The sequence below is a fragment of the Candidatus Palibaumannia cicadellinicola genome, assembly GCF_000754265.1.
GTDB classification, from domain to species: Bacteria; Pseudomonadota; Gammaproteobacteria; order Enterobacterales; family Enterobacteriaceae; genus Baumannia; species Baumannia cicadellinicola_B.
Map to the genome: position 1 here is coordinate 400,761 of NZ_CP008985.1, position 21,243 is coordinate 422,003.

A 21,243-nucleotide genomic window follows, 5' to 3' on the forward strand; every position below is an offset into this window, starting at 1 on the left:
AAGGTATAAAAAAATGGAAACTGTTGCTAAACATTGTCACGCTCGTTCTTCTGCTCAAAAATTACGCTTAGTAGTCGAATTAATTCGTGATAAAAAAGTATCAGAAGCGCTAGAAATTTTAACTTATACTAATAAAAAAGCGGCTTATTTGGTAAAAAAGGTACTAGAATCTGCTATTGCTAACGCTGACCATAACGATGGTGCGGATATTGATCATCTCAAAATTAAAAATATTTTTGTTGATGTTGGACCGAGCATAAAACGTATTATGCCTCGTGCTAAAGGTCGAATAGATCACATTATAAAGCGTACTAGCCATATTACAGTTGTCGTATCTGATCGTTAAAATCTGGAGATTAGTAATGGGTCAGAAAGTGCATCCTTATGGTATGCGTTTGGGGATTATTAAACACTGGAACTCTACTTGGTATGCGAATACTAAAGAATTCGCTCAAAATCTAAATAGCGACTTTAAAGTTCGTCAACTGATTACAAGTAAATTATCAAAAGCTTCTATTTCAAAAATTATTATTGAACGTCCAGCTAAAAGTATTCGTATCACGATTCATACTGCACGTCCGGGTATTGTGATTGGAAAAAAAGGTGAAGACGTTGAGAAGTTACGTCAATCAGTAGCGAAATTAGCTGGAGTTCCAGCACAGATAAATATTTCTGAAATACGTAAACCGGAACTAAATGTAAAACTAGTAGCTGACAATATTGCGTCACAACTAGAACGTAGAGTGATATTTCGTCGTGCTATGAAACGTGCTGTACAAAATGCTATACGTTTGGGTGCTAAAGGAATTAAAGTTGAAGTTAGCGGTCGTTTAGGTGGTGCTGAAATAGCACGTACAGAATGGTACCGTGAAGGTCGTGTACCTTTACATACTTTACGTGCAGATATCGATTACAGTATCTCTGAAGCACATACTACTTATGGTGTTATAGGAGTTAAAGTTTGGATCTTTAAAGGTGAAATTTTAGATGGTATGATGGCAATTGAACAACAAGAATCATCGGTTCAACCAAAAACACCACAACGTAAAGGTCGCAAGTGAGGAACATCGCTAATGTTACAACCAAAGCGAACCAAATTCCGTAAGATGCAAAAAAGCCGTAACCGTGGTTTAGCATTAGGTACGAATGTTCACTTCGGCACTTTCGGTTTAAAAGCTATAGATCGTGGTCGTTTGACTGCTCGTCAAATCGAAGCTGCACGTCGTACCATAACACGTGCAGTTAAACGTCAAGGAAAAGTTTGGATTCGTATTTTTCCAGATAAACCTATTACTGAAAAACCACTAGAAGTACGTATGGGAAAAGGTAAAGGTAATGTTGAAAACTGGGTAGCATTAGTTCAACCAGGAAAAGTATTATACGAACTGGATGGCGTAACAGAAGAGTTAGCTCGCGAAGCATTTAAATTAGCAGCCGCTAAATTACCAATTAAGACTACTTTTGTATATAAGATGATAATATAATGATTACACAAGAGTTACGTGAAAAAAATATCAAAGAATTACATATAGAATTACTTAGTTTACTTCGTGAACAATTTAATCTACGTATGCAAGCAGCAAGTGGTCAGCTTCAACATACTCACTTGTTAAGAACAGTACGTAAAAATATTGCGCGTGTTAAAACATTATTAACTGAGAATACAGGTATGTAATGTGAGTAATAATATTCGTATAAAACAAGGTCGTGTAATCAGCGATAAAATGGATAAATCTAGAGTTGTCGCTATTGAACGTTTTATTAAACATCCGATATACGGTAAGTATATAAAAAGAACAACAAAAATTCATGTACATGATGAACATAATGGTAGTCAAATTGGTGATATTGTAGAAATTCGAGAATGCCGTCCCATTTCTAAAACAAAGTCCTGGATGCTTATCCGTATTATAGAAAAATCTATAATGTCTTAGTTTAACTAAGAGGTATGCTTCAACAAAAATTACAAACGGTTCATTATTTGAGCCGTTTATTTTTTTTGAATCATTATATATATTGATATAAATATAAGTAATTCATTCTATTGGAGTTTCAAAATGATTCAAGAGCAAACTATACTAACAGTAGCCGATAACTCTGGTGCACGTCGTGTAATGTGTATCAAAGTATTAGGTGGTTCTCGTCGTCGTTACGCAGGTATAGGTGATATTATTAAAATTGCTATTAAAGAAGCAATACCACGAGGTAAAGTAAAAAAAGGAGATGTTCTGAAAGCAGTCATAGTACGTACTAAAAAAGGTGTACGTCGTCCTGATGGTTCTGTTTTTCGTTTTGATGGAAATGCTTGTGTACTATTAAATAATACGAATGAACAACCTATTGGTACACGAGTATTTGGACCAATCACACGTGAGTTACGTACGGAAAAATTTATGAAGATTATATCTTTAGCACCAGAAGTACTTTAAGGAGTAAATTATGGCTGTTAAAATCCATAGAGATGATGAAGTAATTGTTTTAACTGGAAAAAATAAAGGACAGCGTGGGAAAGTAAAAAAAGTTTTGGTAACTGGTAAAGCTATTGTTTCAGGAGTCAATATGATCAAAAAACATCAAAAACCTGTATCAGCTATTAATAAGCCAGGATGTATTGTTGAGAAAGAAGCAGTCATTGATCTTTCTAATATTGCTATCTTTAATCATACTATTAATAAAGCAGATCGTGTTTGTTTCAGAACGATCAATGGCAAAAAAGTTCGTGTGTTTAAATCTAACGGCGAAATTATTAATTAGTTTGGGGTAAACAGATGGCTAAATTATATGATTTTTACAAAGAAATAGTTATTATGAATTTAATGAATCATTTTAGTTATAATTCCATTATGCAAGTTCCTAGAATAGAAAAAATTACCCTTAATATGGGTGTTGGTCAAGCAATTACAGATAAAAAAATACTAGAGAATGCGGTAACTAATTTAACGGCTATTTCAGGTCAAAAACCAATAATTACCAAAGCACGTAAGTCTATTGCTAGTTTTAAGATTCGTCAAGGTTATCCTATTGGTTGTAAAGTGACTTTACGTGGTAAACGTATGTGGGAATTTTTTGATAAACTAATTTCTATTGCTGTACCTCGTATTCGTGATTTTCGTGGTTTTTCAGTCAAATCATTTGATGGTCATGGTAACTATTCAATCGGAATATGTGAGCAAATTATATTTCCAGAAATAGATTATGATAACATTAATAATGTTCGTGGCATGGATATAACAATAACAACTACGGCCAAATCTAATAAGGAAGGACATGCTTTATTAGCAGCATTTAACTTTCCATTTCGTAACTAAGCTTATATTATAAAGGTATAGCTCACTGATGGCTAAACAATCTATAAAAGCACGCGAAATTAAACGTGTAATGTTAGCAACTAAATTTTTAGTCAAACGTCTTGAACTAAAAAAAATTATATCAAATGTGAATTCTTCAGCTGAAGAACGTTGGGATGCTATTCTCAAACTACAAAAACTGCCGCGTGATTCTAGCCCATCTCGTCAACGAAATCGCTGTGGACAAACTGGTCGTCCACATGCGTTCTTGCGTAAATTTGGATTAAGCCGTATAAAAGTACGCGAAGCAGCAATGCGTGGAGAAATTCCTGGTTTGAGAAAAGCTAGCTGGTAAGCAATATAAGCACCAACTTAATTATGGAACAAACAAATGAGTATGCAAGATCCCATAGCAGATATGTTAACTCGTATTCGCAATAGTCAAACAGCGCAAAAAACCATAGTACTTATGCCTTCTTCTAAAATTAAAGTAGCAATTGCTCATTTACTGCAAGAAGAAGGATTTATCAAGGATTATCAAGTTGAAAATAAGATTAAGCCAATATTAAAACTGGTACTTAAGTATTTTGAAGGAAAACCTGTGATAGAAAACATTCAGCGTATTAGTCGCCCTAGTTTACGTCTTTATAAAAGAAAAAAGGCTTTACCTAAAGTTATGGGAGGTATGGGTATTGCAATTATTTCTACTTCTAAGGGTCTTATGACTGATGGTGGTGCTCGCCAGGCTGGTCTTGGTGGTGAAATTTTATGCTATGTAGCTTAATTAGGAGACCAGTATGTCTCGTGTTGCTAAATTGCCTATAATAATTCCTACCAACGTAGAAGTAAAATTTAACGGACAGAAAATTGATATTAAAGGTACAAAAGGTGAATTAACTCGTACGATTCATAATGCTGTATCTATTCAACAAGTTGATAATATTCTCATTTTTTTGCCACGTAAAGGCTATAGCTATATAAATGGTTGGGCGCTTGCAGGTACTACCCGCGCTCTCATAAATGGTATGGTTATTGGTGTAACAAAAGGTTTTACTAAAAAACTACAGCTAATAGGTGTAGGTTATCGTGTAGTGATTCAAAATCATATTATTAGTTTATTTTTAGGTTTTTCTCACCATATAGAATATAAACTACCGATAAATATTACTGTAGAATGTCCGAGCCAAACAGAACTAATCTTACATAGTGCGGATAAACAAGCACTTGGTCAAGTAGCAAGTGATTTACATTCTTATCGTAATCCTGATGCTTATAAAGGTAAAGGTGTTCGTTACGCTGAAGAAGTAGTATGTACTAAAGAAGCTAAAAAAAAGTAAGGTCCCTTAATGGATAAAAATAAAAAAATTGCTCGTATTCGTCGTGCAATTAGTACTAGAAGTAAGTTACAACAGTTAAAAACCACTCGCTTAGTCGTACATCGTACGATACGTCATATTTACGCACAAGTTATTACACCACATACTTCAGAAGTTATTATAACTGCTTCGACAGTAGAAAAAAATATAGCACAGGAAGTCATAAATACCGGTAATAAAAATGCAGCAATAGCTGTAGGTCAAAAACTAGCAGAAAGAGCTTTAGAAAAAGGTATTAAGAATGTTTCTTTTGATCGTTCTGGATACCAATATCATGGTAGAGTACAAGCGTTAGCGGATGCTGCCCGCGAAGCGGGACTTAAGTTTTAGGACTATAATATGGTACATATGGAAAAACAAGTTGGTACACTACAAGAAAAACTCATTGCGGTAAACCGAGTATCTAAAACGGTTAAAGGTGGAAGAATTTTTAGTTTTACAGCACTTACAGTTGTTGGTGATTGTAATGGTCGTGTTGGTTTTGGCTATGGTAAGGCACGTGAGGTACCAGCTGCTATTCAAAAAGCTATGGAAAAAGCACGACGTAATATGATAAGTATTGCACTCAAGAGCGGAACACTGCAACATCCAATTCAAAGTGTACATACAGGTTCACGTGTATTCATGCAGCCGGCTTCTGAAGGAACTGGTATTATTGCCGGTGGTGCTATGCGCGCAGTTTTAGAAGTAGCAGGTGTTCGAAATGTATTAGCTAAAACCTATGGTTCGACGAATCCTATTAATGTCGTTCGAGCGACTATAGATGCTCTTCATAATATGAAGTCTCCTGAAATGATAGCTGCTAAACGTGGTAAATCCATTGAAGAGATTCTGAGGTAATACATGGTAAAAACAATTAGAATAACTCAAACTCGCAGTTCTATCGGTTGTTTGCCGAAACATAAGGCAACTCTAATTGGTTTAGGCTTGCGTCGTATTGGTCATACTGTTCAGCGTGAAGATGTACCTGCAATACGAGGCATGATTGCTTTAGTTTCCTATATGGTTAAGGTTGAAAAGTAATAAATGCGATTAAATACTATATCTCCATCTCAAGGTGCAAAACATCAATCTAAGCGTGTTGGTCGCGGTATTGGTTCAGGTTTAGGTAAAACAAGTGGCCGTGGTCATAAAGGTCAAAAATCTCGTTCTGGTTGTAGCATACGTCGCGGATTTGAAGGCGGTCAGATGCCTCTACATCGTCGTCTACCTAAATTTGGTTTTACGTCACGTAAAGCGATGGTAACGGCAGAAATTCGTATTTCAGATATAGCAAAAGTCAAAGGTAATGTTATTGATTTAGAGAGCATAAAAGCTGCTAAAATTATTAGAACTAATGTTAAGTTTGTAAAATTGATACGATCTGGTGAAATTACACGTGCAATTACAGTACATGGCTTACGTGTAAGTAAAGGAGCACGAGCGGCAATTGAAGCAGCTGGCGGTAAAATTAAGGAATGAAATAGCGGATGGTTAAACAACCAGGGTTAGACTTCCAAAGTGCTATAGGTGGACTTAGTGAATTAAGACGCAGAGTTTTTTTTGTTATTGGCGCATTAATAGTTTTTCGTATTGGTTCTTTTATTCCAATTCCAGGTATTGATGCTGCTGCACTTACAAACTTACTTGAACAACAACGAGGTACCCTTGTTGAAATGTTCAATATGTTCTCTGGTGGTGCATTGAATCGAGCGTCTATTTTTGCTTTAGGTATTATGCCGTATATTTCAGCATCAATTATTATTCAGTTACTAACAGTTATTTATCCTGTACTAGCAGATCTAAAAAAAGAAGGAAAGTCTGGTCAACGTAAAATTAGACAATACACTTGCTATGCTACATTATTATTAGGGATATTTCAGTCCATTGGTATTGCTACTAGTTTACCCAATATGTTTGGAATCCATAGCATTATAATCAATCCTAGCTTTTCATTTTATTTAACTGCAATTGTTAGTTTGCTATGTGGTACGATGTTTTTAATGTGGTTAGGTGATCAGATTACTAAAAAAGGTCTTGGTAATGGTATCTCAATTATTATATTTACTGGTATTATAGCAGGCCTACCATCAGCTATAGCACAAACTATAGAACAAGCTAGACAAGGTGATCTACCATTTTTTTTGGTGCTATTAATTGGAGTAATGGTTTTTATCGTGACATTTATCACTGTTTTTGTTGAACGTGGTCAACGTCGTATAGTTGTGAACTATGCTAAACGTCAACAAGGGCGTCGCGTTTATGCAGCTCAAAATACGCATTTACCTATAAAAATTAATATGGCTGGCGTAATACCAGCTATTTTTGCTGCTAGCATTATTCTATTTCCAGCTACAATTGCATCATGGTTTAGTAGTAAACCCGGTTGGGAATGGTTAAATATTTTTTTGATGTATTTACAGCCTAGTCAACCTCTTTATATTTTATTATACGCATTTGCAATTATATTTTTTTGTTTTTTTTATACATCATTAGTTTTTAATCCTCGCGAAACAGCCGATAACCTAAAAAAATCAGGTGCATTTGTTCCAGGTATTCGTCCAGGAGAACAAACAGCAAGATATCTTAATAAAGTTACGAGTCGTCTTACTTTAATTGGTGCTATTTATATGACTGTAGTTTGTTTAATTCCTGAATTTATGCGAGAGGCAATGAATGTTCCTTTTTATTTTGGAGGAACATCTTTATTAATTGTCGTTGTTGTTATCATGGAATTTATGATTCAAATACAAACTCTCATGATGTCAAGTCAATATGAGTCGACATTAAAAAAAGCAAATCTAAAATAAGTTTATTATTAATAATGATTGATTAATAATGTGAATTATAAAAGTTACGGAGAATGAAAATGAAAGTACGTGCTTCCGTTAAACAATTATGTCGTAACTGTAAAATTATTAAGCGTCATGGTGTCATTCGTGTAATTTGTAAAACTGACCCTAAGCATAAACAACGCCAAGGTTAATATCACGTCATATATTGATAAAAATTTTTTATTAACATGATTAGGAGTGCATAGTGGCACGTATAGCAGGCATTAATATTGCTGATAATAAACATACTGTTATTGCATTAACGTCGATCTATGGTATTGGCATCAAGCGATCCATGTCTATTTGCGAAACTACAGGTATTGCTAAAAATGTTAAGCTTAGTGAGTTATCTGAAACACAAATTGACACTCTACGTGATGCCGTTGCCAAATTTGTTGTTGAAGGAGACCTACGGCGTGAAGTCACTTTAAGTATTAAACGTTTAATAGATCTGAGTACTTATCGTGGTTTACGTCATCGTCGTGGTCTTCCTGTACGAGGTCAACGTACTAAAACTAATGCACGTACTCGTAAAGGTCCACGTAAGCCTATAAAAAAATAATATAGGTATAGAGGTAAAGATAGAATGGTTAAAATACTAACTTCTGCACGTAAACGTATTAAAAAACAAGTTTTAGACGGTGTAGCACACATTCATGCGTCTTTTAACAATACTATTGTTACGATCACTGATCGGCAAGGTAATACGTTAAGTTGGGCCACAGCTGGTCACTCTGGGTTTCGTGGTTCTCGTAAATCAACTCCATTTGCTGCACAAGTAGCAGCAGAGCGTTGTGCTGAAGCAGTTAAAGAGTATGGTGTTAAAAATTTGGAAGTAATGGTTAAAGGACCTGGTCCAGGTCGTGAATCTACTGTGCGAGCATTAAATGCAGCTGGTTTTCGTATAACAAATATTACTGATATAACACCGATACCACATAACGGTTGTCGTCCACCGAAAAAACGACGCGTATAATAAACTTACCTATTTGAGATAAATTGAGTAAAATAAATGGCAAGATATTTAGGCCCGAAACTCAAGATTAGTCGTCGTGAAAGCGTAGATCTTTTTCTGAAGTCTGGTGTTCGTCCAATAGATTCTAAATGTAAACATGAGCAACCTCCTGGGCAACATGGAGCACGTAAACTACGTCTATCTGATTATGGCTTACAATTACGTGAAAAACAAAAAGTACGCCGTATCTACGGCGTGCTCGAACGTCAATTCCGTAATTATTACAAAGAAGCAGCACGTATTAAAGGTAATACTGGTGAAAATTTGTTACTTTTGTTGGAAAGTCGTTTAGATAATGTGGTTTACCGCATGGGTTTTGGTGCTACGCGTGCTGAATCACGTCAATTAGTCAGCCATAAAGCCATTATGGTAAATGGGCGTGTTGTGAATATTGCCTCTTATCAAGTCACTCTAAATGATATTGTGAGTATACGTGATCAAGCTCAAAAACAATCCCGTATTCGTGCCTCATTAGAACTGGCTGAGTTACGTGAAAAGCCTATCTGGCTTGAAGTAGATGTTATAAAAATGGAAGGGGTGTTCAAAAGCATTCCAGAACGTACTAATCTGTCTGCGCATATTAATGAACATATGATCGTAGAGCTTTACTCTAAGTAAAGCGTAGTACTAAAGAGAGGACACCATGCAGGGTTCTGTTACAGAATTTTTAAAACCGCGTTTGGTTGATATCGAGCAAGTGAGTTTGACACACGCCAAGGTGACTCTAGAACCGCTAGAGCGTGGATTCGGTCATACTCTCGGTAACGCTCTACGTCGGATTTTACTTTCATCGATGCCAGGGTGTGCAGTTACCGAAGTTGAGATTGATGGTGTTTTACATGAATATAGTACAAAAGAAGGTGTACGAGAAGATATTCTCGAAATATTACTGAATCTAAAAGGACTTGCAGTAAAAGTTCAAAGTAAAGATGATGTTATCTTGACTTTGAGTAAATCTGGTATTGGTCCAGTGACAGCCGCTAGCATTATTCATGATAATGATGTTGAGATTATCAAACCACGGCATATATTATGCCACTTAACTGATGAACACGCATCTATCAATATGCGCATTAAAGTTCAACGTGGACGTGGTTATGTTCCAGCATCTGCTCGAATTCATTCATCACAAGATGAGCATCCAATTGGTCGTTTGCTCGTAGATGCATGCTATAGCCCTGTAGAAAATATTTCTTATAATGTAGAAGCTGCACGAGTTGAGCAACGTACTGACTTAGATAAACTCATTATAGAAATTGAGACTAATGGAACTATTGATCCTGAAGAAGCTATCCGTCGTGCTGCGACCATTCTGGCAGAACAACTAGAAGCTTTTGTTGACTTACGTGATATTAGTCAGCCAGAAATCAAAGAAGATAAACCACAATTTGATCCCGTTCTTTTACGACCAGTTGATGATTTAGAATTAACTGTGCGCTCTGCTAATTGCCTTAAAGCCGAAGCTATTCACTATATTGGTGATCTAGTACAGCGCACTGAAGTTGAGTTACTCAAAACGCCCAATCTTGGTAAAAAATCTCTTACTGAAATTAAGGATGTGTTAGCTTCTCGTGGTTTAGCTTTAGGTATGCGTCTTGATAACTGGCCTCCTACAGGTTTTATTGATGAATAAAAAACGTTGTGAGTTAATAAGTAAATGATATGAGGAGAAAGTAATGCGACATCGTAATAGTGGTCGTAAACTAAACCGTAATCATAGTCATCTTAAAGCTATGTTCCGTAATATGGCTGGATCTTTGATTATTAATGAAGTCATTAAAACTACTGTACCAAAAGCAAAAGAGCTACCGAGTATTATTGAACCACTCATTACACTAGCTAAAATTGATAGTATAGCAAATCGTCGTTTAGCATTTGCTCGCATTAGATCTCCCAAAATAGTAGCAAAACTTTTTAATGAGTTAGGTCCACGTTTTGCAACACGTGCGGGGGGTTATACTCGTATTCTGAAGTGTGGTTTTCGTACTGGTGATAATGCACCAATGGCATATATCGAATTGGTTGATCGGCTTTCAGCTACACTTGATAAGTAATTACATTACCTAGATTTTAGTTTTATAAATTATTATATATAAAAAATGTGGTGCTGATAGGCAGATTTGAACTGCCGACCTCACCCTTACCAAGGGTGTGCTCTACCAAAACTGAGCTATATCAGCCTAGTCTACATAAGCATATTGGGAGCGGGCAGTGGGAATTGAACCCACATCGTTAGCTTGGAAGGCTAAAGTAATAACCATTATACCATGCCCGCCTTTATATTTCTACCCAACTAGAATATCAAAAATTTTTTACTTTGGGTACGCTTTGATATCATTTTGATATCATTTCATATCATACGAAAGTTAAGTGCTGATAATGGTGGGGGAAGGATTCGAACCTTCGAAGTCAGTGACGGCAGATTTACAGTCTGCTCCCTTTGGCCGCTTGGGAACCCCACCTTATATTTGATTTGTGATTTTTTTGGTGCCGACAAAAGGAGTCGAACCTTCAATCTACTGATTACAAATCAGTTGCTCTACCATTTAAGCTATGCCGGCATCAAGTACTAGGCATTCTAGGTTAGAGCTAACTACTCATGCAACAAAAAAATTACTTTCAGTGTATTTTCGTTTATAAATTACTCAATTAATCACAAATCGATTCATTAAAATTAAAAACCAACTGATGTACTTTATGAGTATTAAATTAAAAATAGTAGCATATAGATTAGCACAAAGAGATCAAACTGATCTTATCTTATACTTTTTTGATTTTTTTTATGTTTAGCTTTTTTTCTGCGCACTCAATAGATCGTGCTACAGGTTGGCTAACATTATGATTAAAGCTACACAACAAACATCTAATCTCACTCCTTATTTGCAATTTAGTCGTCAAAAATGGGCAGCATTGCTAAATTCTATTCCGTTAACGTTGACTAAAGAAGAAATTATTAAACTACAAGATATTAATAAAGACCTATCATTAGAGGAAGTACTAGATATTTACTTTCCTTTATCACGTTTACTTAACTTCTATATTAGCTCTAATCTACGACATCAAGCAGTGCTAGAGCCAAGTTGTGGTACTGAAGGCTCGCGTATACCCTATATTATAGGTATAGCTGGTAGTGTTGCAGTAGGAAAAAGTACTACCGCACGTGTGCTGCAGGTATTGTTAAGCCGTTGGCCTGAGCATAGAACAGTAGATATTGTGACTACTGATAACTTTTTACATCCTAATAAAGTACTCAAAGAACGGAATCTGATGAATAAGAAAGGTTTTCCGCAGTCTTATGATCTACGCCGTTTGGTCAATTTTGTCTTAGAGGTCAAATCAGGCGTACAAAGTATCACTATTCCAGTTTATTCGCATTTTATTTATGATATTGTTCCCTATCAAAAGAACATGATTGCTCAACCTGATATTTTACTCCTAGAAGGATTAAACGTATTACAAAATTACAAGGATCATCTACAGGATATTTATCCTTTTTTTCTTTCTGACTTTATCGATTTTTCTATTTATGTTGATGCGCCTCAGGAAATAATACAAAACTGGTATATAAAACGTTTTATGACTTTTCGTAAAGGAGCCGTTTTAGATTCAAGCTCTTATTTTCATCATTACGCTCAGCTTTCTGAGCACGAAGCTATAGCTACTTCTCGGAAGTTATGGATGGAAATCAATGCTCCTAATTTAGAGGAGAATATTTTGCCTACCCGCACGAGGGCTAGTCTTATTCTCAGCAAGAGTATTAATCACGCAGTAAATCAAGTACTTTTACGTAAATTTTTTTTCTTAGAGGATCTCTCTAACATTTATGAATAATTATGGTAATTTGAGTGAATTTTTTATAATGAAAGTTACATATTTTGACTTGACTTTATTTTCTATCAAAGATTAATGCCAATTATAATTATGCGGCATGGTGATGCTATTATTAAAGCAGTTAATGACATAGAAAGATCAATAACTGATAGAGGTCGCGATCAGTCACGTCTAATTGCACGCTATCTAAGTGACAGGGTAATCAACATTGAACTGGTGCTCGTTAGCCCTTATTTGCGTGCTCGACAAACGCTAGATGTTTTACGTGAGCATCTAGTATTACCGTTAGCACAAGAAGAAGTCATGCAGGAGTTGATCCCAAGCGGTAATGCGCAACTAATATGTAGTTATCTTAAAGCACTACACAAAAAAGGGGTTAGTAACGTGCTTGTTATTTCTCATTTGCCGCTTGTGAGTTATTTAGTATCGTATTTATGTCCAACAGAATACCCGTTGATATTAGCAACGTCTGCAGTAGCCTGCATCGAACTTGATACGATCACTAACAGTGGTACCATGAGTTGGCAAATGCAACCAGCATCATAACATGAGATATTAATTCGATAATCACTCATCGTAAGTAAACAAAACTAGCTTTTATGAATATTAGGACATATACAAGAGAAATCTTGAACGAATTGTTAGCAAATGAAGCAGTAGCTGAAATGCATACGATACAAGATATGTGGCGTTGGACCGTCAGTAGATTTAATGCGGCCAAAATTTTTTATGGTCACGGTACTGATAATCCCTGGGACGAGGCTTTACGACTAATATTGCCGAGCTTATTACTACCATTAGATTTTCCTCTGGAGATGTATCGCACGCGCCTAACTTCTCGCGAACGTACTATGATAGCTAAACTAGTTATGCGACGCGTTAATGATCATATCCCGGTACCTTATCTAACGAATAAAGCCTGGTTCTGTGATTTAGAATTTTATGTCGATGAGCGTGTGCTGATTCCACGATCACCTATTAGTGAACTGATCACAGATAATTTTCGTAACTTACTTCCTCAGCCACCATCACATATTCTTGATATGTGTACAGGTAGCGGATGTATTGCCATAGCTAGTGCTTACCTTTATCCAGAGGCAAAAGTTGATGCGGTAGATATTTCTAACGATGTGCTTACTGTAACTAAATATAATATTCAGGAACATGGCTTGAAGCACCATGTTTCTCCTATCTGCTCCGATTTATTTCGTGAATTATCTCCGCTATGTTATGATTTAATCGTTACTAATCCTCCTTATGTAGATGAAGAAAGTATGAATAATCTACCATTGGAGTTTCATGCAGAACCTGTTCTAGGTCTTGCGGCAGGACACGACGGATTGAAACTAATACGTCGTATCCTGGCTTGTGCGCCTGATTATCTAAGCGCAGAAGGCATTCTTATCTGTGAAGTAGGTAATAGTATGATGTCTCTAATAAAGCAGTACCAGGAAATTCCTTTCCGTTGGCTAGAATTACTAAATGGAGGTCAAGGTATTTTCATGTTAAACCGTCAGCAACTCATTGAGTGTAGAGATATCTTCAAACTTTACCGTGATTAAGTGGTATGAATAATGGCCGGAAATAGTATTGGAAATTTATTTCGCGTCACTACTTTCGGTGAATCTCACGGTAGGGCGTTAGGCGGTATTATTGATGGCGTTCCTCCGGGAATGATATTAAGCGAAGATGATTTACAGCACGATCTAGACAGACGAAGGCCTGGTACATCGAGTTATGTCACGCCACGGCGTGAGCCAGATGAAGTACGTATACTATCTGGTGTATTCAAAGGCGTGACTACCGGTACCAGTATAGGCCTGTTAATTCAAAATCAAGATCAACGTTCAGAAGATTATGATGGTCTTAAGAATATTTACCGTCCTGGACATGCTGATTACAGCTACGAGCAAAAATATGGCCTACGAGATTATCGGGGAGGAGGCAGATCATCAGCACGTGAAACTGTGATACGTGTTGTAGCTGGAGCGATCGCTAAAAAATACTTAGGGTATCAGTACGGAGTTAAAGTCCGAGGATTTATAGCGCAAATAGGGCATATCAAATGTGAACTAAAAGATTGGCACCAAGTTGAGCAAAATCATTTTTTCTGTCCTGATATTGATTGTCTTGAAGCACTAGATGCACTAATGCAGAATTTAAAACAATGTGGTGACTCTATTGGTGCCAAAGTTACAATAGTAGCTGAAAATATTCCTGCTGGTTTGGGTGAACCAGTATTTGATCGTCTTGATGCCGATTTAGCCCATGCTTTAATGAGTATAAACGCAGTCAAAGGGGTAGAAATCGGAGATGGTTTTGCGGTCATCAATAAACGAGGGCACGAAAATCGTGATGAAATCACTTCTCAAGGGTTTCAGAGTAACCATGCTGGTGGAATTTTAGGTGGTATTAGTAGTGGTCAGCCAGTGATAGCTCATATTGCACTGAAACCAACTTCTAGCATTATGAAACCTTGTAGTACCATCACTCGCCACGGTGAAGTAGTAGAAATAGTTCTTGACGGCAGGCATGATATCTGTGTTGGCATACGTGCGGTACCTATCGCTGAAGCAATGACTGCAATTGTGCTAATGGATCACTTTTTACGTCAGCGTGCACAGTGCGGAGATTATCTACTAAAAAAATAACCACTGCTTCTATAATTCTATAAACTAAAGTACATGATAAAATCCTAAATATGTTACAAGAGGTATTACATGAAACGTGCTGTGATTACCGGTCTAGGGATATTATCAAGTATTGGTGATAATAAAAAAGAAGTCCTAGCATCTTTGCAACAAGGTCGTTCGGGAATTAGTTTTTCCCAAGAATTGAAAGATTCAGGTATGCGTAGCCATGTCTGGGGCCATGTTAAAACAGATATTACTGGGCTTATTGATCGCAAAATTGCACGCTTTATGAGTGATGCTTCTATTTATGCCTTTTTATCCATGGAGCAGGCCATTGCTGATTCTAAACTCACGCCAGATATGATTTCCAACGATCGTACTGGTCTTATCGTTGGCTCAGGTGGTGGCTCACCACGTAATCAGGTTACTGGTACTAATGCTATGCGTACTCGCGGGCTACGGGGTGTCGGTCCTTATATGGTGACTAAAGCTATGGCATCCGGAGTCTCAGCATGTCTAGCAACACCATTTAAAATTCGAGGTGTAAACTACTCTATTAGTTCTGCATGCTCTACTTCGGCACACTGTATTGGTAATGCATTAGAACTTATTCAGTTAGATAAACAAGATCTAGTGTTTGCTGGAGGGGGTGAAGAACTATGCTGGGAGATGGCTTGCGAGTTTGATGCCATGGGAGCGCTCTCTACCCGTTATAATGCTACGCCGGATAAAGCATCTCGTACCTATGATATTAATCGCGATGGTTTTGTAATTGCAGGGGGAGGAGGTATTGTTGTAGTAGAAGAATTAGAACATGCACTAATGCGAGATGCCCATATTTATGGTGAGCTCATTGGTTATGGTGCTACATCAGATGGTGTTGACATGGTAGTACCATCTGGTGAAGGTGCTATTCGTTGCATGCAAATGGCATTAAAAAATGTTGATACGTTTGTTGATTACCTCAATGTACATGGTACCTCAACCCCAGTAGGCGATGTAAAAGAACTGTGGGCTATTCGTGAAACCTTCGGTAACAAACATCCAGCATTGTCATCTACCAAAGCAATGACCGGACATTCCTTAGGTGCTGCAGGAGTACATGAAGTAATTTTTACTTTACTCATGATGGAACATAATTTTATTGCACCTAGCATTAATATAGATCAGATAGACCCTAAAGCTGAAGGTATGAATGTCATTACTGAAACCATTCAGCGTAAACTGACTACAGTTATGAGCAATAGTTTTGGTTTTGGCGGTACTAACGCTACATTAGTCATGCGTAGATATCAGTAAGTTGTGTTCCAACCAGCAAACGTTTAATGCTTCTATTCAAAATCCAGTCTAGTGTTCGGTTAAAATTCACAAGAGAAGAATCTGGTACCGGAGCATAATGTGAAAATATTGGTTGATGAAAATATACCTTACGCTCAAGCGCTATTCAGCCGCCTAGGCGAAGTACAAATAGTAAATGGACGAGAGATAACAGCATTAAATATTTTAGCGGCCGACGCACTGATAGTGCGTTCGGTTACTCGTGTTGATCAATCCTTATTAGACGGTAGCCTAGTACAATTCGTAGGTACCGCTACTGCTGGAATTGATCATGTTGATAAGGATTGGTTAGAGCAAGTAGGTATTAGATTCTCTTCTGCTCCTGGGTGCAATGCTATTGCAGTTGTAGAGTATGTATTCTCAGCTCTATTATGGTTAGCACAGCGTGATGGTTTCGACCTCCGGGATAAAACAGTCGGCATCATTGGTGTAGGTCATGTGGGTCGCCTATTGCACCAGCGTCTTTATACGTTGGGTGTACGAACATTATTATGTGATCCACCACAAGCTGATGCTGGAGTCATAGATGACTGGCAATCTATGGAAAAGCTAGTTGCTGAAGCAGACGTGCTGACCTTACATACCCCACTGACCTACCATGGACCGCATACTACCTGGCATCTCGTTAACGAAGATTTGCTATCAGCGTTACCTTCAGCTAAACGTATATTAATTAATACTTGCCGGGGTGCAGTAGTAGATAACCTGGCGCTCCTACGGGCTTTAGAAGGTGGTAAGTTACTTAGTATTGTACTCGATGTATGGGATCCAGAGCCAGACTTACTTTTACCACTATTAGCCCGCGTAGATATAGGCACTGCGCATATCGCAGGTTATAGCTTAGAAGGTAAAGTACGTGGTACTCTTCAAATTTTTAATGCCTACAGTACGTTTTTAGGTATTAGTGAACAGCTAAATCTCTCAACTATTTTACCGGCGCCGATAGTAGAACGAGTTCGTTGGCGCGGCGCGATTGATGAAGACGCACTGCGTAGATTAGCGCATTTAGTGTATGATTTGCGGCGTGACGACATGCTTTTACGTCGTACTATTCATTTACCTCGGGGATTTGACCAATTAAGAAAAAGTTATTTTGAACGTCGGGAGTGGTCATCGCTATACGTTGATACTGATAATAGCACTAGTGCAGATAAGCTGATTAAGCTTGGTTTTCATGCCCTTACTAATTAACAATACTACAGATTGTTTTAACCTAATAAATAAAGCAAACTAAAACCAAGGATATGTACTAAAGCTTCTTACTAGACTAGAGACTAAAAATCACGTGACTAATAACGGCAACATAAAGCTAGCATTAGGCATAGCATACGATGGTAGTGCTTATTATGGCTGGCAGCGACAGCCAAAAGTGCCTAGTGTACAGGCTTGCCTAGAACAAGCACTATCGCGAATTGCCAACGAGTCAGTTTCGGTATGCTGTGCCGGTCGTACTGATGCCGGTGTACATGCAACCGGACAAGTGGTTCATTTTGAAACCTATGCACGTCGAACTAACATTGCTTGGACGTTAGGAGTTAACACAAATTTACCGACTAGTATTGCAGTACGCTGGGTCATGCAGGTTCAAAAAGATTTTCATGCACGTTTTAGCGCAACCGCACGTTGTTATCGCTATATTATTTATAACCATCGGCTGCGCCCAGCAATACTTAGCAACGGACTAACTCATTACTGCCAACCACTAGATGCAGGTAAAATGGAGCGTGCAGGCCAATGCTTGCTAGGTGAAAATGATTTCACTTCTTTTCGTGCACTACAATGTCAGTATCGTACTCCTTGGCGTAATTTGCACAAGTTGAGAGTAATACGTAAAGGACCATATATTTTAGTAGATATCACAGCCAATGCGTTTCTTTATCATATGGTTCGTAATATTGTTGGTAGTTTAATAGAAGTAGGATGTGGCCACAAACCTGAAAGTTGGATTGCAGATCTTTTATTTTTGAAAGATCGTTCCTTAGCCGGTGTTACCGCTTGTGCCAAAGGACTTTACTTAGTTGATGTAGACTATCCGTCGCATTTTGCACTACCGTCGTTACCTATAGAACAGGTTTTTCTAACCGAGTAATCAATATATTTAGACCCTATTCTGAGAGAATGATCAATTCTATTAGAGTATAATCAAATCTATAATCGTAGGTTATGGATGACACAATATGACTATTATAATAAAAAAGTACTTACAAGCGGATAAAAACTAGGTTTTTTCAATGAGCTGGATTGAACGTATTATCAATAAAAGCACTATTACTCCTACACGAAAAGTCAATATTCCCGAAGGAATATGGACCAAATGTGATAACTGTAGCCAAGTGTTATATCGTGCGGAATTAGAACGTAATTTAGAGGTGTGTCTTAAGTGTGACCATCATATGCGTATAACAGCGCGGGTACGCCTACATGCTTTTTTAGATAAAAACAGCGAGTATGAACTAGGAAGTGAACTGGAGCCGAAAGATCTCTTGAAATTTAGAGATTCTAAGAAATATAAAGATCGCTTGATAGCAGCACAAAAAGCCACTAATGAAAAAGATGCACTCGTAGTTATGAAAGGGACATTATATAGTATGCCAATTATTGCAGCTTCTTTTGAATTTGCTTTTATTGGTGGCTCTATGTCTTCTGTAGTCGGGACACGTTTTGTACGTGCAGTAGAAGAGGCTTTATTAGATAAATGTCCGTTGGTGTGCTTCTCAGCTAGTGGTGGTGCTCGTATGCAAGAAGCTCTCATGTCGCTAATGCAAATGGCGAAAACTAGTGCTGCGCTAGCTAGGCTACGTGATCGGCGTTTACCTTATATATCGGTGCTCACCGATCCAACTATGGGTGGTGTTTCCGCGAGCTTAGCAATGCTCGGTGATTTAAATATCGCTGAGCCAAAAGCACTAATTGGTTTTGCTGGTCCGCGAGTCATTGAACAGACAGTACGTGAAAAATTACCTAATGGTTTTCAACGTAGTGAATTTTTACTAAAAAAAGGTGCTATTGATATGATTGTGCGTAGACTAGACATGCGCTGGCGTGTCGCTAGCTTGCTTGCTAAATTAACCCACTGTGAGCCACCACAATCAAAATAGAATTGAATTCTACTAGGCAGCAAATGAATAAGCATATAAAAAATATTACGATTCCTCAAGAACAATCGCCACTTGAGGTATGGCTTTATTATCTTGAAAATTTGCACGCAAAGCCTATAGATTTAGGCCTAGATCGGATACACCATGTAGCAAAAAACTTAGACCTATTGCAACCAGCACCGCTGGTAATAACAGTTGGAGGCACTAACGGTAAAGGTACAACCTGCCGGCTATTAGAAGTTATTCTATTATCTTATGGTCTACAAGTAGGTGTTTTTAGTTCACCCCATCTTTTACACTATACTGAACGAGTACGCATCAACGGAAATGAACTAGCAGAAACAACCCACAGTGAAGCCATGGCGGTCGTAGAAATGGGGCGCGATAATACCTCTTTGAGTTATTTTGAATTCAGTACGCTCTCTGCATTACAGCTCTTCCGCCAAGCGATGTTGGATGTCGTGATCCTTGAGGTTGGACTCGGTGGTCGATTAGATGCCACTAATATCGTTGACGCCGATATTGCTGTAATCACTAGTATTGCCCTAGATCATACAAACTGGCTAGGTTTAGATCGCGCCAGCATTGCACGCGAAAAAGCTGGAATCATGCGTTATGGTAAACCAGTAATTGTTGGCGAGTCCGAACGACCGATTACCCTAGATACCGCCGCTGCTAACTGCTGTGCTAAGTTATTTGCCCGTAATAGAGATTGGGGATTTCGGGTAGAAGAATCTTGCTGGCATTGGTGGGAACGAGACAGCGAGTTACAAAGACTGCCGTTACCTGCGATTCCACTAGATAATGCTGCTACAGCACTAGCAGCAGTACACCGTCTACCCTTTTTAGTACGTGAAGATTATATTCGTGAAGGTTTACGCGATGCAATGCTACCTGGACGCTTTCAGATTATCCGCCAGCAACCACTGGTGATTTTAGATGTAGCACATAATCCACATGCAGCAAATTATCTAGCGCGCCAACTAGATGCACTGCTGCATCTGCACCGACCACAGATTAGAAAAATTCGTGCGGTTGTCGGCATGCTAACTCATAAAGATATTCCCGGTACGCTAACTTGTCTACGCGATAAAGTAGCGGTATGGTATTGCGCAACACTAAAAGATCCGTATGCAGCTAGCGCAGAACAACTGGCGACATGGCTTGATAGTGATGCGCAAAAGTTTAAGGATGTCATTAGCGCTTGGCGACAGGTTATGTTAGATGCCGCTCCAGAAGACTGTGTGCTAGTTTTCGGTTCATTTTATACCGTAGCCTCAGTTATGAGAGATCATCAATATGGATAGTCAGTTTAATAAACGTCTAGCTGGGACCATTATCACTGTTGCCTTAGGAATAATTTTTCTACCTAGCCTGCTCAACGGTCATAAAAATAATATTCATGATGAATTTATTGCGATTCCACTTGCCCCCCAACTTAATAAGAATAAGCGAGATATTTCATTTCTAGCTAATCAGCAGTTACTTAATAATCCACAAGAAAAAACTATAGCCAGTTCACAACAAAGTAAATCAATTGCTCGACCTGAGCATAATCTATTTTCTCAGCCTCAAGCCTGGGTAGTACAGCTAGGAGCTTTTCAAAACGCTACTAAGGTGTCGGAAATTGTCGCTCAGCTACGACTGTCTGGATACACAGTATATACGTCACCTTCTACGCCGGTACAAGGAAAAATTACACGCATTTTGGTCGGTCCGGATGCTTCAAAAGAGAAGTTACAACGTTTTATAAAAGAGTTGAATCAGTTAAGTGGTCTTAATGGTCAGTTATATCCCTATATAACTAGGGTCTCTACTAAGCAGCAATAAAGTCGGTAGTCGTATAAATTAA

The 21,243-nt window shown here is 37.9% G+C and carries 32 protein-coding genes and 4 tRNA genes; 32 read left to right on the top strand and 4 right to left on the bottom strand.

Annotated features, from left to right (window positions below; genetic code table 11):
• Positions 1-13: 13 nt before the first annotated feature.
• The 22 genes from rplV (at position 14) to rplQ (ending at position 10,545) form a co-directional block, all read left to right on the top strand.
• Positions 14-346 (top strand): 50S ribosomal protein L22, encoded by a 333-nt coding sequence (gene rplV / locus IM45_RS01880; protein ID WP_038498571.1) that lies wholly within the window; start codon positions 14-16, stop codon positions 344-346.
• 16 nt (positions 347-362) lie between these two features.
• On the top strand, positions 363-1,061 hold the full coding sequence (gene rpsC, locus IM45_RS01885; RefSeq protein ID WP_038498574.1) for a 30S ribosomal protein S3: 699 nt from the start codon (positions 363-365) through the stop codon (positions 1,059-1,061).
• Positions 1,062-1,073: 12 nt separating this feature from the next.
• On the top strand, positions 1,074-1,484 hold the full coding sequence (rplP, locus tag IM45_RS01890; RefSeq protein ID WP_038498577.1) for a 50S ribosomal protein L16: 411 nt from the start codon (positions 1,074-1,076) through the stop codon (positions 1,482-1,484).
• Complete coding sequence (rpmC, locus tag IM45_RS01895) at positions 1,484-1,675, top strand: 50S ribosomal protein L29 (protein ID WP_038498580.1); 192 nt, start codon at positions 1,484-1,486, stop codon at positions 1,673-1,675. Before rplP ends, rpmC begins: the two co-directional genes overlap by 1 nt.
• 1 nt (position 1,676) lies before the next feature.
• A complete protein-coding gene (rpsQ, locus tag IM45_RS01900; protein ID WP_038498583.1) occupies positions 1,677-1,934 on the top strand; it encodes a 30S ribosomal protein S17 in 258 nt (85 codons plus the stop codon).
• Positions 1,935-2,057: 123 nt separating this feature from the next.
• Positions 2,058-2,429: a 50S ribosomal protein L14 gene (rplN, locus tag IM45_RS01905; RefSeq protein ID WP_038498586.1), complete on the top strand. Its 372-nt coding sequence runs from the start codon at positions 2,058-2,060 to the stop codon at positions 2,427-2,429.
• A 10-nt stretch (positions 2,430-2,439) separates the two neighbouring features.
• Positions 2,440-2,754, top strand: a complete 315-nt coding sequence (gene rplX / locus IM45_RS01910; RefSeq protein WP_038498589.1) for a 50S ribosomal protein L24 — start codon at positions 2,440-2,442, stop codon at positions 2,752-2,754.
• Between the two features lie 14 nt (positions 2,755-2,768).
• Entirely contained in the window at positions 2,769-3,308 is a 540-nt protein-coding gene (gene rplE, locus IM45_RS01915) for a 50S ribosomal protein L5 (protein ID WP_038498592.1), read from the top strand.
• A gap of 28 nt (positions 3,309-3,336) precedes the next feature.
• Positions 3,337-3,642 (top strand): 30S ribosomal protein S14, encoded by a 306-nt coding sequence (gene rpsN / locus IM45_RS01920; protein ID WP_038498596.1) that lies wholly within the window; start codon positions 3,337-3,339, stop codon positions 3,640-3,642.
• Between the two features lie 36 nt (positions 3,643-3,678).
• On the top strand, positions 3,679-4,071 hold the full coding sequence (gene rpsH, locus IM45_RS01925) for a 30S ribosomal protein S8 (RefSeq protein ID WP_038498599.1): 393 nt from the start codon (positions 3,679-3,681) through the stop codon (positions 4,069-4,071).
• Between the two features lie 13 nt (positions 4,072-4,084).
• A complete protein-coding gene (gene rplF / locus IM45_RS01930) occupies positions 4,085-4,624 on the top strand; it encodes a 50S ribosomal protein L6 (RefSeq protein WP_038498603.1) in 540 nt (179 codons plus the stop codon).
• A gap of 9 nt (positions 4,625-4,633) precedes the next feature.
• Positions 4,634-4,993: a 50S ribosomal protein L18 gene (rplR, locus tag IM45_RS01935; protein ID WP_038498605.1), complete on the top strand. Its 360-nt coding sequence runs from the start codon at positions 4,634-4,636 to the stop codon at positions 4,991-4,993.
• Positions 4,994-5,002: 9 nt separating this feature from the next.
• Positions 5,003-5,503, top strand: coding sequence for a 30S ribosomal protein S5 (gene rpsE, locus IM45_RS01940; RefSeq protein ID WP_038498609.1), 501 nt, complete (start codon positions 5,003-5,005; stop codon positions 5,501-5,503).
• Between the two features lie 3 nt (positions 5,504-5,506).
• Positions 5,507-5,686, top strand: a complete 180-nt coding sequence (gene rpmD, locus IM45_RS01945; protein ID WP_038498612.1) for a 50S ribosomal protein L30 — start codon at positions 5,507-5,509, stop codon at positions 5,684-5,686.
• Between the two features lie 3 nt (positions 5,687-5,689).
• A complete protein-coding gene (gene rplO, locus IM45_RS01950) occupies positions 5,690-6,124 on the top strand; it encodes a 50S ribosomal protein L15 (RefSeq protein WP_038498615.1) in 435 nt (144 codons plus the stop codon).
• Positions 6,125-6,132: 8 nt separating this feature from the next.
• Positions 6,133-7,452: a preprotein translocase subunit SecY gene (secY, locus tag IM45_RS01955; RefSeq protein ID WP_038498618.1), complete on the top strand. Its 1,320-nt coding sequence runs from the start codon at positions 6,133-6,135 to the stop codon at positions 7,450-7,452.
• Between the two features lie 59 nt (positions 7,453-7,511).
• A complete protein-coding gene (gene rpmJ, locus IM45_RS01960; RefSeq protein WP_038498621.1) occupies positions 7,512-7,628 on the top strand; it encodes a 50S ribosomal protein L36 in 117 nt (38 codons plus the stop codon).
• A gap of 53 nt (positions 7,629-7,681) precedes the next feature.
• Complete coding sequence (gene rpsM / locus IM45_RS01965; protein ID WP_038498624.1) at positions 7,682-8,038, top strand: 30S ribosomal protein S13; 357 nt, start codon at positions 7,682-7,684, stop codon at positions 8,036-8,038.
• 24 nt (positions 8,039-8,062) lie between these two features.
• Positions 8,063-8,452, top strand: coding sequence for a 30S ribosomal protein S11 (gene rpsK, locus IM45_RS01970; protein ID WP_038498627.1), 390 nt, complete (start codon positions 8,063-8,065; stop codon positions 8,450-8,452).
• Between the two features lie 36 nt (positions 8,453-8,488).
• Positions 8,489-9,109, top strand: a complete 621-nt coding sequence (gene rpsD / locus IM45_RS01975) for a 30S ribosomal protein S4 (protein WP_038498630.1) — start codon at positions 8,489-8,491, stop codon at positions 9,107-9,109.
• Between the two features lie 25 nt (positions 9,110-9,134).
• A complete protein-coding gene (locus IM45_RS01980) occupies positions 9,135-10,124 on the top strand; it encodes a DNA-directed RNA polymerase subunit alpha (protein ID WP_038498633.1) in 990 nt (329 codons plus the stop codon).
• 43 nt (positions 10,125-10,167) lie between these two features.
• A complete protein-coding gene (gene rplQ / locus IM45_RS01985; protein ID WP_038498636.1) occupies positions 10,168-10,545 on the top strand; it encodes a 50S ribosomal protein L17 in 378 nt (125 codons plus the stop codon).
• A 48-nt stretch (positions 10,546-10,593) separates the two neighbouring features.
• Here the strand turns inward: rplQ and IM45_RS01990 are convergent.
• The 4 genes from IM45_RS01990 to IM45_RS02005 all read right to left on the bottom strand — a co-directional run bounded on the left by IM45_RS01990 (position 10,594) and on the right by IM45_RS02005 (position 11,052).
• Positions 10,594-10,671: transfer RNA gene (locus IM45_RS01990), tRNA-Thr, on the bottom strand.
• 23 nt (positions 10,672-10,694) lie between these two features.
• A tRNA-Gly gene (locus IM45_RS01995) sits at positions 10,695-10,766 on the bottom strand.
• Between the two features lie 105 nt (positions 10,767-10,871).
• Positions 10,872-10,953: transfer RNA gene (locus tag IM45_RS02000), tRNA-Tyr, on the bottom strand.
• 23 nt (positions 10,954-10,976) lie between these two features.
• Positions 10,977-11,052 (bottom strand) — tRNA-Thr (locus tag IM45_RS02005).
• Between the two features lie 277 nt (positions 11,053-11,329).
• Here IM45_RS02005 and coaA point away from each other — a divergent pair.
• The 10 genes from coaA to IM45_RS02055 all read left to right on the top strand — a co-directional run bounded on the left by coaA (position 11,330) and on the right by IM45_RS02055 (position 21,221).
• Complete coding sequence (gene coaA, locus IM45_RS02010; RefSeq protein WP_051984603.1) at positions 11,330-12,322, top strand: type I pantothenate kinase; 993 nt, start codon at positions 11,330-11,332, stop codon at positions 12,320-12,322.
• 75 nt (positions 12,323-12,397) lie between these two features.
• The gene (sixA, locus tag IM45_RS02015; RefSeq protein WP_038498639.1) at positions 12,398-12,868 is read left to right on the top strand and encodes a phosphohistidine phosphatase SixA; all 471 of its coding nucleotides are present in this window, start codon (positions 12,398-12,400) and stop codon (positions 12,866-12,868) included.
• A gap of 83 nt (positions 12,869-12,951) precedes the next feature.
• A complete protein-coding gene (gene prmB, locus IM45_RS02020; protein WP_038498641.1) occupies positions 12,952-13,884 on the top strand; it encodes a 50S ribosomal protein L3 N(5)-glutamine methyltransferase in 933 nt (310 codons plus the stop codon).
• A gap of 12 nt (positions 13,885-13,896) precedes the next feature.
• The gene (aroC, locus tag IM45_RS02025) at positions 13,897-14,973 is read left to right on the top strand and encodes a chorismate synthase (RefSeq protein WP_038498645.1); all 1,077 of its coding nucleotides are present in this window, start codon (positions 13,897-13,899) and stop codon (positions 14,971-14,973) included.
• A 69-nt stretch (positions 14,974-15,042) separates the two neighbouring features.
• Positions 15,043-16,254 (top strand): beta-ketoacyl-ACP synthase I, encoded by a 1,212-nt coding sequence (fabB, locus tag IM45_RS02030; protein WP_038498648.1) that lies wholly within the window; start codon positions 15,043-15,045, stop codon positions 16,252-16,254.
• A gap of 99 nt (positions 16,255-16,353) precedes the next feature.
• Positions 16,354-17,484, top strand: a complete 1,131-nt coding sequence (locus IM45_RS02035) for a 4-phosphoerythronate dehydrogenase (RefSeq protein ID WP_038498651.1) — start codon at positions 16,354-16,356, stop codon at positions 17,482-17,484.
• 94 nt (positions 17,485-17,578) lie between these two features.
• Positions 17,579-18,382, top strand: coding sequence for a tRNA pseudouridine(38-40) synthase TruA (truA, locus tag IM45_RS02040; RefSeq protein WP_038498654.1), 804 nt, complete (start codon positions 17,579-17,581; stop codon positions 18,380-18,382).
• Between the two features lie 142 nt (positions 18,383-18,524).
• Positions 18,525-19,391, top strand: a complete 867-nt coding sequence (gene accD, locus IM45_RS02045; protein ID WP_038498656.1) for an acetyl-CoA carboxylase, carboxyltransferase subunit beta — start codon at positions 18,525-18,527, stop codon at positions 19,389-19,391.
• A 35-nt stretch (positions 19,392-19,426) separates the two neighbouring features.
• Positions 19,427-20,698 (top strand): bifunctional tetrahydrofolate synthase/dihydrofolate synthase, encoded by a 1,272-nt coding sequence (gene folC / locus IM45_RS02050; protein ID WP_162472446.1) that lies wholly within the window; start codon positions 19,427-19,429, stop codon positions 20,696-20,698.
• Positions 20,691-21,221, top strand: a complete 531-nt coding sequence (locus IM45_RS02055) for an SPOR domain-containing protein (protein ID WP_038498662.1) — start codon at positions 20,691-20,693, stop codon at positions 21,219-21,221. Before folC ends, IM45_RS02055 begins: the two co-directional genes overlap by 8 nt.
• Positions 21,222-21,243 lie beyond the last annotated feature (22 nt).